Annotated in this window: 11 protein-coding genes; 4 read left to right on the plus strand and 7 right to left on the minus strand. The window is 57.8% G+C overall.

All coding sequences use genetic code 11. The features are described from left to right. Positions 1–240, minus strand: coding sequence for a hypothetical protein (locus tag AAC636_RS10580; protein WP_317655657.1), 240 nt, complete (start codon positions 238–240; stop codon positions 1–3). Between the two features lie 128 nt (positions 241–368). On the opposite strand from AAC636_RS10580, the gene AAC636_RS10585 reads away from it, so the two are divergent. Then, positions 369–1,082 carry a M57 family metalloprotease gene (locus AAC636_RS10585; protein ID WP_340301478.1) on the plus strand — a complete coding sequence of 238 codons (714 nt, stop codon included), beginning with the start codon at positions 369–371 and terminating at the stop codon, positions 1,080–1,082. Positions 1,083–1,091: 9 nt separating this feature from the next. On the opposite strand, the gene rimO is transcribed toward AAC636_RS10585, so the two are convergent. Further along, positions 1,092–2,450 carry a 30S ribosomal protein S12 methylthiotransferase RimO gene (gene rimO / locus AAC636_RS10590; protein ID WP_340298447.1) on the minus strand — a complete coding sequence of 453 codons (1,359 nt, stop codon included), beginning with the start codon at positions 2,448–2,450 and terminating at the stop codon, positions 1,092–1,094. A gap of 209 nt (positions 2,451–2,659) precedes the next feature. On the opposite strand from rimO, the gene AAC636_RS10595 reads away from it, so the two are divergent. Together AAC636_RS10595 and AAC636_RS10600 are read left to right on the plus strand one after the other, a co-directional pair. After that, the gene (locus AAC636_RS10595) at positions 2,660–4,624 is read left to right on the plus strand and encodes an AsmA family protein (RefSeq protein ID WP_340301479.1); all 1,965 of its coding nucleotides are present in this window, start codon (positions 2,660–2,662) and stop codon (positions 4,622–4,624) included. A gap of 3 nt (positions 4,625–4,627) precedes the next feature. Further along, complete coding sequence (locus AAC636_RS10600; protein WP_340301480.1) at positions 4,628–5,092, plus strand: lytic transglycosylase domain-containing protein; 465 nt, start codon at positions 4,628–4,630, stop codon at positions 5,090–5,092. A gap of 29 nt (positions 5,093–5,121) precedes the next feature. Here the strand turns inward: AAC636_RS10600 and AAC636_RS10605 are convergent, their stop codons facing one another. Beyond that, a complete protein-coding gene (locus tag AAC636_RS10605) occupies positions 5,122–6,108 on the minus strand; it encodes a 2-hydroxyacid dehydrogenase (RefSeq protein ID WP_340301481.1) in 987 nt (328 codons plus the stop codon). Positions 6,109–6,309: 201 nt separating this feature from the next. Between AAC636_RS10605 and AAC636_RS10610 the strand changes: the two genes are divergently transcribed. Further along, positions 6,310–6,924, plus strand: coding sequence for an SH3 domain-containing protein (locus tag AAC636_RS10610; protein ID WP_340301482.1), 615 nt, complete (start codon positions 6,310–6,312; stop codon positions 6,922–6,924). Here the strand turns inward: AAC636_RS10610 and AAC636_RS10615 are convergent. The 4 genes from AAC636_RS10615 to murJ all read right to left on the minus strand — a co-directional run bounded on the left by AAC636_RS10615 (position 6,921) and on the right by murJ (position 11,286). Further along, positions 6,921–7,961: a HesA/MoeB/ThiF family protein gene (locus AAC636_RS10615; RefSeq protein WP_340301483.1), complete on the minus strand. Its 1,041-nt coding sequence runs from the start codon at positions 7,959–7,961 to the stop codon at positions 6,921–6,923. The two genes, AAC636_RS10610 and AAC636_RS10615, sit on opposite strands and share 4 nt — an antisense overlap. Continuing rightward, entirely contained in the window at positions 7,961–8,431 is a 471-nt protein-coding gene (gene dut / locus AAC636_RS10620) for a dUTP diphosphatase (protein ID WP_317655669.1), read from the minus strand. The genes AAC636_RS10615 and dut overlap by 1 nt, the downstream gene beginning before the upstream one ends. Continuing rightward, positions 8,431–9,633, minus strand: coding sequence for a bifunctional phosphopantothenoylcysteine decarboxylase/phosphopantothenate--cysteine ligase CoaBC (gene coaBC / locus AAC636_RS10625; RefSeq protein ID WP_340301484.1), 1,203 nt, complete (start codon positions 9,631–9,633; stop codon positions 8,431–8,433). Before coaBC ends, dut begins: the two co-directional genes overlap by 1 nt. A gap of 75 nt (positions 9,634–9,708) precedes the next feature. Next, positions 9,709–11,286, minus strand: coding sequence for a murein biosynthesis integral membrane protein MurJ (gene murJ / locus AAC636_RS10630; protein ID WP_340301485.1), 1,578 nt, complete (start codon positions 11,284–11,286; stop codon positions 9,709–9,711). Between the last annotated feature and the right edge of the window lie 3 nt (positions 11,287–11,289).

The following is an 11,289-nucleotide window of genomic DNA, read 5'->3' on the forward strand; positions in this document are numbered from 1 at the left end:
TTAGCGGGTCGGGCGATCAATCCGATACACCCCTTCTGGCAAGTTCAGCGCTGCCGCCAACTCCCGCAACTGCGCCATAGAGATTGAGATTTTCTGAATGCTATCACTGCGCGGGTCATATTGTTCAACCTGAACGACCTCTTCAAAAGCCGTCAGCACGACATCCTCTTGGAGCGGGCTTTCCCCCTCATCCATCAAGGTTACAACCGTGGCGTCAAAATCATGCTCAATGCTAAACATAAGATCACGCTAGGGGGGAATTTCCCTCTTGGCAATCATGTGATCCTCTGGTGATGAGAATTCGATTGAGATATCTCAAAATGGGCGGCTAAATAGGGTTGGCCTCAACACAAAGGTATTTGGTTCTGATGCGTGCAATTCTGATTTTGCCGATGCTTGCATTTCTTGCCGCGTGTCAGGTGGCAAGCCCGCCACCAAGCGGCGCACCTACAAGCACGACAAGCAGCGATAATCTGCCCAAACTAGCCCCAGATGTGGCAATGAATAATTTCCGCACAGTGGTCGCCAAGGTCGAACCCATTGCCGAAGATATTTGCCGCCAAGAAACACCAGATCAAAACTGTAATTTCACCATTGCGATTGAGCGTGACAGAAATGCAGGCATCAACGCGTTTCAAACCTTGGACAGTGCGGGCAACCCATATCTGGTCTTTACGATTGGCCTTATTGAAGATGCGCGCAATATTGACGAATTGGCCTTTGTAATGGGTCATGAGGCTGCGCATCACATCGCCCGCCATATTCCCCGCCAACGGGCCTCTGCCCAAGGGGGGGCGTTAATTTTCGGCGTGCTTGCAGGGATTGCGGGTGGCGATGCCTCTATGGTGCAAAACGCGGCGGATATTGGCGCCACAGTGGGCGCGCGCCGTTTTAGCCAAGATCACGAATTGCAAGCCGATGCTTTGGGCACTGTCATCGCCTATCGCGCGGGGTTTGATCCGGAGCTTGGCGCACAATATTTTACCCGCCTGCCTGATCCGGGCGAAACCTTTCTTGGAACGCACCCGCCCAATGCGAACCGCATTCAAATCGTACGGGATACGATGGCAAGCTTGCGCTAAGGGTGGGGGTCAGGCGATCTGACCCCAAAGATCATATTCACTTGCCTCATCAACTGTCACAGTCACGATGTCGCCCGCTTTGAGATCTTGGAACCCTTCATCGATAAAGAGATTGCCATCAATCTCTGGCGCGTCTGATTTGGTGCGGCAGGTGGCCCCTTCATCGTCCACCTCATCCACGATCACCTCAAGACGCGTGCCAATTTTGGCGGCCAATTTCGCCTCGGAAATGCTCTGCGCCTTTTCCATAAAGCGCGCAAAACGCTCGTCCTTGACCTCTTGCGGCACATGGTCTGGCAAATCATTTGACCGCGCACCCGCAACATTTTCGTATGTGAAACAGCCGACCCGATCGAGCTGCGCCTCATCCAACCAATCAAGCAGGATCTGGAATTCGGCCTCTGTTTCGCCCGGATACCCCACGATAAAGGTTGAGCGCAGGGTGATCTCAGGGCAGTCCGCACGCCAAGCTGCAATTTCGTCTAAGGTTTTACTCGATGCCGCAGGGCGGGCCATACGTTGCAACGTATCGCGATGGGCATGTTGGAATGGGATATCCAGATAAGGCAGAACCAACCCTTCGGCCATCAAAGGGATCAACTCCCGCACATGCGGATAGGGGTAGACGTAATGCAACCGCACCCACGCGCCCAGTTGGCCCAAATCGCGCGCCAAAGGAAGAATTGGGAATTTCTCATCCCGACCAGCCCAATCCGTGCCATAGGCCGAGGTGTCCTGACTGATGACCAGAAGTTCCTTCACCCCTGCCTCAACCAGTTTTTCTGCCTCACGCAACACGGCCTTTGCGGGACGGCTTTGCAGGCGGCCCCGCATATCGGGGATGATGCAAAACTTGCACTTGTGATTGCAGCCCTCGGAAATCTTGAGATAGCTATAATGACGGGGCGTTAGGCTTACGCCTGAACTTGGCAAAAGATCGACAAACGGATCAGGCGCGGGTGGCACGGCAGCATGCACCGCATCCAAGACCTGCTCATATTGGTGCGGGCCCGTTACGGCCAGAACACGCGGATGCGCGCCTGTGATATAGTCAGGCTCGGCCCCCAAACAGCCCGTCACGATCACGCGGCCATTTTCGCGCAGCGCCTCGCCAATCGCGTCCAAACTTTCGGCCTTGGCGCTGTCGAGAAAGCCGCAGGTGTTCACAATTACCGCATCGGCACCGCCATAATCGGCGCAGATCCCATAGCCTTCGGCGCGCAGTCGGGTCAGGATCCGCTCACTATCCACAAGCGCCTTGGGGCAACCAAGCGAGACCATCCCGATTTTGGGCTGACCCTCGCGGATCGTCTCCTCAATGCGCGCACGGGCAAGATCTGGGCGAAGATTTGGTGGGTTCTGTGTCATATCCCGCGCTATAGCGTGGCTTTTGGCCATCGTGAAGCAAGAAAGCACTCAGGCACCATCGGCGCGGGGCCACATCCAGCCTAATCTTGTTCTGCCGTGACCTCGCGCAACCTTGAACATAAAGGCACCGCCAAGGCTTTACGGCCCCGAACCATAGCCGCTAAACACAAAGGTGCTTGGGGTTACAAAAATAGTTTGGGGGATTCTCGATGAAGTGGGTGTTGCGGGTCATTTTGGCTGTCGTGATTTTCGTGGGCGTGGTTGTTGGAGGGATTGCGTTAATTCCAACGGACACCATTGCCAGATTGGCGACAGAGCGGCTATCGGCCAGCCTCGCGCGTGATGTGACCCTGACGGGCGCAGTGCGGCCAAGTTTTTACCCCATGATCGGGATCAGCGCCGAAGGTTTTGAAATTTCCAACCCTGACTGGGCTGCGGATCAAGGCCCGATGCTGGGGGCTGAGGCGTTGCATATTGGGGTCGAAGTCATGCCCCTTTTTTCTGGCGAGGTGCGGATTGCGCGCGCTGAACTGATAAAGCCTGACATCATTTTGCTGCGAAACGCGGATGGACAGGCCAATTGGGAATTTTCAACCACCGCCCCCACAGCCGAGACAGGCACAAGCGGTGACCTGCCGCAAATCAGCCGCAGCCTTGCACAGATCAGCGATGGCACCCTGCGCTATACTGATGCCACAACAGCGCAAAGCTATGCGGCCGAAGCGGTCAATCTTCGCCTTGAAGCGCCCGATCTGAACGGCAGTCTGACAGGCAGCTTTAACGCCGCAGTCAATGGCGCGCGCTTGAGGGGCGATGTGACCCTCACCACCCTTTCTGATGCGCTTGCGGGGCGTGAGGCGCGCATTGATATGTCCCTGTCTTGGACAGGCGGCAGCCTTGGCTATCGCGGCGCGCTTATGCTTGCCCCGTTCAGCCTTGCGGGCGAGGTGAATGCCGATATCACCGACCTGACCCCGATCACGACTGCGGCGGGTGTCGCAGCGGTGACTTTGCCCGCGGGATTGGGTCGTGATCGTATCGCGCTGAACGGCCCCATTGCGATCACGCCCGAGGGCGTTGCGCAGATCATGGATGCAACCCTTGCGCTAGATGACACGGCCATAACCCTATCTGCAGATCTCAGCACAGGCGGTGAGCGCCCTAAGATCACGGGCCGCATCGCGGGCGGGCGCGTTGACCTAAGCGCCCTGACAGAAGGCAGCGCAACCGAGGGCAGCAGCGCAGGCGGCGGATTGCCGCGTGACGAAATCGACCTCACGGGCCTGTTCGCGGTAGATGCCAATCTTGATCTGGCCCTTGCCGAATTGGATTTGGGTATGATGCGGCTGTCAGATATTGCGCTACAAACCACGCTTGATGCGGGCCGTCTGCAGCTCGATTTGACGCGCGCCGTGGCCTATGGCGGCACGATTGCAGGGCAAACTGTGATAAATGGCCGTGGCAATGGATCCGTGGCCAGCAACATGGCGATCCGTGCGGTGCAATTGCAACCCTTGTTGCAAGATTTTGCAGATTATGACCGCCTTTCAGGCACGGGAAACGTCACCTTTAACATTTTAGCGGGCGGGCGGTCTGTAGCGGCATGGATGAACAGCCTTGAGGGCAGTGCCGCGCTTGACTTTGGTCAGGGGGCGATTGAGGGGCTTGATCTTGCGGGGATGATCCGCAATCTCGACAGCTCCTATCGGGGCGAAGGCGCGCGCACAGTCTATGACAGCATCACCGCGACCCTTGCGATCACGGGCGGTGTGGCGCGCAATGACGACCTCACCCTAACCGCTGGATGGGGCGGTGTCACAGGGACGGGCGAGATCAATATTGGGGGCCAGTCAGTGGAATATCGCGTGATCCCCGCTGTGCAAACATCCTCCGATGGGTCGAATATTGCCGTGCCCGTCATCGTGCGCGGCCCTTGGGCTGATCTCAGTTTTGCACCTGATCTAGAATATTTGGCCAATCAGCGGCTAGAACTGGAACGCGCAGAACTTGAAGCTGCGGCCCAAGCCCGCATTGACGAAGAGCGTGCTAGGCTGGAACAAGAGGCGCGCGATCGGCTTAACCTGCCCGCCGAGGGCGATGCGCGCGATGCCATCGAAAATCAACTGCGCAATGAGGTCGAAGGTGCCTTGCGCGGCCTGTTCAGGGGGAATTGATCTATGCGCCGCCTTATGATCACAGCCCTTTGCGTGATGCTTGTGGCCTGCATTGGCACACCCGAACCTGATCTATACCCAGGCGAAACAGCAGAAATTCGGGCCCTCGTGAATAAAATGGCGCGCCAATATGATGTGCCCGCCCCCCTGATCCACCGCGTGATCCAACGTGAAAGCGACTATCGCGCCCATGCCCGCAACGGCCCCTATTACGGGATGATGCAAATCATGCCCACCACAGCCCGCAATATGGGGTTTACGGGTGAAGATGCCGATTTACTGGATGCAGAAACCAATCTCACCTATGCGGTCAAATATCTGCGCGGCGCATGGCTGCTGTCAGATGGATCTTATGACACGGCCGTCATGCATTACGCGCGTGGCTATTACTATGTAGCACGGGACAGATGCATGTTGGTCGAGACAGGCCTGCGGGAACGCGAGGTCAGGCGGGACTGTCAGGGGTGAAACGACTATTTCCGCGCATCATCGCTGCCTTAATGCATGCTCGGCAAAACCAGATCAGGGGGGCGATGGCCATCTGCAAAGGTTTTGATGTTGATCAAGACCTTCTCGCCCATCTCAATCCGCCCTTCGAGGGTCGCTGACCCCATATGAGGAAGGAGGATCACATTATCCAATTCCCGCAATCGGGGGTTTACATCATGGCCACGCTCAAAAACATCCAAGCCCGCACCCGCGATCTCGCCCGCGCGCAACATGCGGGTAAGTGCGTTTTCATCAATCACCTCTCCACGCGATGTATTCACAATCACCGCTGATGGCTTCATCAGCTTCAACCTGCGTGCATTGATCAAATGAAAGGTCGAAGGGGTGTGCGGGCAATTCACTGAAATCACATCCATCCGCGCCAACATTTGATCCAAGCTTTCCCAATAAGTCGCGCCGAGCGCGGCCTCTATATCAGCGTGAACCCTGCGGCGGTTGTGGTAGTGAACCTGCATTCCAAAAGCAGCCGCGCGGCGGGCTACGGCCTGACCGATGCGACCCATGCCCAAAATACCCAAACGCTTACCCGCGATACGCCCCCCCATAAACGCGGTTGGCGCCCAACCCTGCCATGCGCCCGTTTGCATGACAGCCTGCCCTTCTGGCACGCGGCGCAGAACACCCAAGATCATCGCCATGGTCATATCGGCGGTATCATCCGTCATGACACCGGGTGTATTGGTGACCAATACCCCGCGTTGGCGTGCGGTGGCAACGTCAATATGATCGACCCCTGCACCATAATTGGCAATCAGCTTGAGCCGTTCGCCCGCTTGCCCCAACATGCCTGCATCAATCTGATCCGTCACACATGGCACCAGAACATCTGCCGATTTCATAGCTGCGGCCAGATCATCGCGGCTCATTTTGCGGTCTTCGTCATTGAGCTGAACATCAAACAATTCGCTCATGCGGGTTTCCACCGCTTCGGGCAAATGGCGGGTAACGACAACTTTTAACCTTGGTGCGGGCATGGGCTTCTCCTGAGGCGGATGGCATGTCTGACGCTGTTACCCTTCCCCATTCTGCGCGCGGGTGCAAGCGTTCGAAGGGCCTTGGCCGCGACAGGCGCTTCGTAATGTCATCTTCCCCCGCGATGGCTTTCTCGCTATGGTGTGGGAAAGATCAAAATAACCCAGCCCAAAGCGGCGGGACGAGGCCTATTGAGGATAGTCATGCCACGGTCAGATTGGCGCATAACCCTAGCGATGGGTGCGGTTTGTCTTGTGTTTGCGGCCACCGCAGGGGCGCAAAGCACGGATGGCGCGGTGCCGTTGCCACGCCCTGACAATCTTGTGCCAGTCGAGACACCCGAACTTGAGACCGCCACCCCCACCCCAACGCCCAGTTTTGACGCCCCGACCACTGGGCCAGAAACAGGCTTTCCGCTGCCGCGCTATGTTTCGATGGATGCGACACGCGGCTATGCACGGCGCGGCCCCTCGCGCAACCACCGCATTGATTGGGTCTTTCAAGAACGCAATATGCCGCTGATGGTTGTGGCCGAGCATGGGCATTGGCGGCGGGTCGTTGATCATGATGGGGTGGGCGGATGGATGCATTACGCCCTTTTGTCAGGGCGGCGCACAGCGCAAATTGACATTGACCTTGCCGATTTGCGCCAACGCCCTGATCCAGAGGCCACTGTCATTGCCCAAGCCCAACGCGGCGTGGTCGGACAGGTGAGCGAATGCGAACGCGACTGGTGTCGCTTTGCCGTTGATGGGTATACAGGATGGGTCGAGAAATCCACCCTTTGGGGCGTGATGGAGGACGAGATTTTCGACTAGTCCCCTGCGCAAACGGGGCAAGCCACATTGCGCTTTAGCTTGACGATCCGTGTCTCAGGCGCAAGCCCATCATAGAGCAGCATACACCCCAGAAGCCCCTGACCCGCACCTGTAATCTGCTTGATGGCCTCAAGTGCCATCATGGTGCCCACCACCCCCGGAAGCGCGCCGATGACACCCGTCTCGGCACAGGTGGCAGCCATCCCTGCCTGTGGTGGATTGGGAAAGACACAGGCCATGCATGCCCCGCCAGCACTTGGATGATAGAGGGTGATCTGCCCCTCCCATGCTGAAATTGCCCCTGCCAAAAGCGGGCGCTTGGCAGACACCGCAGCGCGGTTGATCATCGCCCGCGTTTCAAACTGATCCGTGCCATCAATGATTAGATCATAGTCCGCGAATAGCTCTGCCGCGATCGTCTCGTCCAAAGCACGATTGTAAGGGCGGATATCAAGATGCGGATTTATCGCCTTCATCGCACGTTCCGCTGAAAACACTTTGGGCATATCTTGATCGGCATCGCGGTGAATGATTTGGCGTTGCAGGTTCGACAGGCTGACATGATCCGCGTCAATCACCCCAATGCGCCCGACCCCCGCAGCTGCGAGATACAGCAAAACAGGCGAGCCCAAACCACCCGCCCCCACCACCAAAACCTTGGCCGATTTCAGCGCCTTTTGCCCCTGCCCACCAATGTCAGGCAGGGTGATGTGGCGGGCATAGCGCTCTAATTCCTCTGGCGTGAAGGTGCCGCTTTGGCGCGGCGCGGGCGTAATCATGGGCTGGGCCACGCGGCGCAAGCGGTTTAGACCCGCACGATAGGCCAGAACCAACAGAACCGCGCCGCCTAAAATCAACCATGGCGCGGCAGTTTCGCCTGTCGCGATGCGCAATGGGTGGCCCTCGGGCAAAACGAAATGGCCCAAGACCACCACCCCATAGACAAGGGCGATCATCACAAGACGGGGGGTATAGGCAGTTTTCATCACCGCCCCAAAGCCCCAAAGCGCAGCCATGATTGCAAGAACCGTGACCATCAGCCCTGCCCAGTTGAGCCGAAACCACCCGCCCCACGCGCGGTTTCATCCAAACGCGACACAAGCGTAAAACGGACTTGGGTCACTGGCGCCACAACGCCTTGAGCAATCCGATCCCCATGGCCAATAACAAAAGGTGCATCGCCCAAATTGATGAGGATAACCCCCAACGGCCCGCGATAATCGCAGTCAACCGTTCCGGGCGCATTAGCAAGCGTCACCCCGTGTTTCAGTGCAAGGCCAGATCGCGGCCGAATTTGCAGCTCATACCCGCGTGGCACAGCCACACGAAACCCTGTTTGGATCAAGGCGCGCGTCTGAGGGGCAAGCGTCAGCCCTGCCTCGCGGGCGTCAGCCGTGAACTGCGCGCGCAGATCAAAACCCGCCGCCCCATCGGTTTCATATCGCGGCAAGGGCAGGTCAGGATCGGCCCAGTCTTCGCGTAAGAACTTTACTTCTACTTGCGCCATTATGCCTGCCCCAAAACCTCGGCCACGCGCAGGGCAAGCCGTGCTGCAGTCTCAGATTTGCTCAAGCGCGGCCATGGATCAGCACCTGTGCGCGTGATCAGCGTGACCGCATTATATGCCCCCCCCATGATCCCCGTTTCAGGGGACACATCATTGGCCACAATCCAATCACATCCTTTGCGCGCCAATTTCGCTTGCGCATGATCAACCAGATTTTCGGTTTCGGCGGCAAAGCCCACAACCAAGGCCGGGCGGCCTTTTTTCATCTGCGCCACAGATGCCAAAATATCTGGGTTTTCCTTAAAGCTGAGACGGGGCAGCGCGCCATCGCCCGATTTCTTGATCTTTTGGTTTGCGGCATTATCCACGCGCCAATCTGCAACGGCAGCGGCAAATATAGCGGCATCTGCAGGTAGGGCCTCTGTCACGGCCTTTGCCATCTGCGCGGCAGTCTCGACCTTGATCACATCCACACCATACGGCGGTGGCACAGATGCAGGGCCTGTGACGAAACTGACCCGCGCGCCCAAATCGCGACAGGCCGCAGCAAGCGCCGCCCCCTGCGCCCCTGACGAGCGGTTGGCGATATAGCGCACGGGATCTATGGGTTCATGTGTTGGGCCAGAAGTAATCAGAACATGTCGCCCCGCAAGCGGGCCTTCAGCAAATTGCGCGGCAATAGCGCTGACAATCTCATCGGGTTCAGCCATGCGGCCTAAGCCAAATTCACCGCAGGCCATGCTGCCCTCATTGGGGCCAACAGAACGAATCCCATCCCCCAAAAGCTGCGCCAAATTGCGCTGGGTGGCGGGATGTTCCCACATCCGCACATTCATTGCAGGGGCGATCAGCACGGGCTTGTCAGTTGCCATCAGCAGGGTCGAGGCCATATCATCTGCATGACCGCCCGCCATTTTGGCCATCAAATTCGCCGTTGCTGGGGCCACCACCACTAGATCTGAGGCGCGGGATAATTCGATATGGCCCATTTCGGCCTCATCGGTCAGATCAAAGAGATGCGTGTATGGCTTTTGGCCCGCGAGGGCTGCGACCGAGAGTGGTGTCACAAATTCCTGTGCGGCCTGTGTGAGAACAGGGGTAACAGCGGCCCCTTGGTCGCGCAAACGGCGGATCAGCTCAAGGCATTTATAGGCCGCGATCCCGCCCCCTATGATCAACAATATACGTTTCCCCGAAATCATGATGATCTCACCTTTTCGCCTGTTCTGTTGCGAAACCTATGTGGCGCGGCGGCGTGGGGCAATGGGAAATGCCCCTCACGCGGCCTCTTTGCGGCGCAGCGCGCCCAGAATTTCTCCGAATGAAAAGGCGCCAAACAGGCGACCAAAAAGGGCATAGGCCCCCGCGCCAACTGCAATCAGCCCCGCAAGCGCGAGATAGCGCACGCCTCCCCCCTCAAGAACGGGGGCAAGGATCAATCCCGCACCATAGAGCACCGCCCCCATCGCGATGGCCGCCCCCGCAATGCGTGGAATGCGCGCGAGATACCGCGCATCATAGGCAGCGACATCACCATAGTTCTTTGCACCACGGCGCAGCTGATAGGCCATGACCCATGCAGAAATAGTGGTGGCCAATGCGGCGGCAACATAGCCGATGAAAAAGGCAAGCCCGATGGCGAGAGCGGCATTTATGACCATTGCCACTAAAGCATAGTGAAATGGGCGCTTGGTATCCTCGCGCGCGTAAAACACGGGCTGCCAGATTTTCTGAAGAACAAAGGCAGGCAACCCTGCCCCATAAATCGCCACCGCCCAAGCCGTGGCAATAGTGTCTTGGCCCTCAAAGGCCCCACGCTCAAACAAGACCGAGACCAAAGGCACTGGGATAACCATCAACGCAACCGCGGCAGGAATGGTCAGGGTCATCCCAATCTCAGCCGCACGCGATAAAGCCTGCCGCCCCCCTGCATCATCGCCTGCCCGCAAGCGGCGCGAGAGATCTGGCAACAACACAATCCCGATTGCGATCCCAACCACACCGAGCGGCAATTGATATAGCCTGTCGGCATAAGACAACCATGCAATCGCCCCATCAAAGAAGCTTGCAACCTGACGCCCCACCAAAAGATTGACCTGCACCACCCCGCCTGCAAGCATGGCAGGCCCTGCCACAACGGCCAGTCGGCGCAGATCAGGCGTGAATTTCGGCCAAGTTGGGCGGATGACCAACCCTGCGCGTGCAGCTGCCCCCCACACCAAAACCAGTTGCGCCACGCCCGCCACGGGCACCCCCCAAGACAGGGCCAGCCCGATCATGCGCGCGGCTTCGGGGCTGTCCGTAGCGCTCTGCGCGCCAAAGATCAGCGCCGAGACGAGGATCACATTCAACAGCACAGGCACCGCAGCAGCAGCCGCAAAGCGACCCGCAGCATTCAACATGCCCGAAATCAACGCCGCCAGTGAGATCAGCAAAATATAGGCGAAACAGATACGGCCAAATTCCACCGCGATCCCAAAGCGGGGATCATCGGCAAAGCCCGATGCCATCGCCAAAACCAACCAAGGCATGGCAATCTGCGCAAGCAGGGTGAAGCCAATCAGAAACACAGCAAGCATGGATAATGCATTGCGCGCAAATGGCATCGCATCGCTGCCGCCTTCGAGTTTTTTGGAAAAAATCGGTACAAAGGCCGTGTTCATTGCACCCTCAGCAAAAAAGCGGCGGAACATATTTGGTAAAGAAAACGCCACCAAAAACGCCTCGGCCACGCCGCCCGCACCAAGATAGCGGGCAATCAGAATATCGCGCAGAAATCCCAAGACGCGGCTTACCAATGTCCAACCACCGACAGTGAGAAAGCCAAAGCCCAATCTGATTTGCGGGGCCGCCACAGC

Origin of the sequence: Roseobacter sp. HKCCD5988, from assembly GCF_037830355.1 — a bacterium.
Taxonomy (GTDB): Bacteria; Pseudomonadota; Alphaproteobacteria; order Rhodobacterales; family Rhodobacteraceae; genus M30B80.

Excerpts from the sequence above, each read along its gene's own strand:
- AAC636_RS10580 (WP_317655657.1), bottom strand. The coding sequence starts at position 240 with ATGTTTAGCATTGAGCATGATTTTGACGCCACGGTTGTAACCTTGATG.
- AAC636_RS10585 (WP_340301478.1), top strand. The coding sequence starts at position 369 with ATGCGTGCAATTCTGATTTTGCCGATGCTTGCATTTCTTGCCGCGTGT.
- rimO (WP_340298447.1), bottom strand. The coding sequence starts at position 2,450 with ATGACACAGAACCCACCAAATCTTCGCCCAGATCTTGCCCGTGCGCGC.
- AAC636_RS10595 (WP_340301479.1), top strand. The coding sequence starts at position 2,660 with ATGAAGTGGGTGTTGCGGGTCATTTTGGCTGTCGTGATTTTCGTGGGC.
- AAC636_RS10600 (WP_340301480.1), top strand. The coding sequence starts at position 4,628 with ATGCGCCGCCTTATGATCACAGCCCTTTGCGTGATGCTTGTGGCCTGC.
- AAC636_RS10605 (WP_340301481.1), bottom strand. The coding sequence starts at position 6,108 with ATGCCCGCACCAAGGTTAAAAGTTGTCGTTACCCGCCATTTGCCCGAA.
- AAC636_RS10610 (WP_340301482.1), top strand. The coding sequence starts at position 6,310 with ATGCCACGGTCAGATTGGCGCATAACCCTAGCGATGGGTGCGGTTTGT.
- AAC636_RS10615 (WP_340301483.1), bottom strand. The coding sequence starts at position 7,961 with ATGGTCACGGTTCTTGCAATCATGGCTGCGCTTTGGGGCTTTGGGGCG.
- dut (WP_317655669.1), bottom strand. The coding sequence starts at position 8,431 with ATGGCGCAAGTAGAAGTAAAGTTCTTACGCGAAGACTGGGCCGATCCT.
- coaBC (WP_340301484.1), bottom strand. The coding sequence starts at position 9,633 with ATGATTTCGGGGAAACGTATATTGTTGATCATAGGGGGCGGGATCGCG.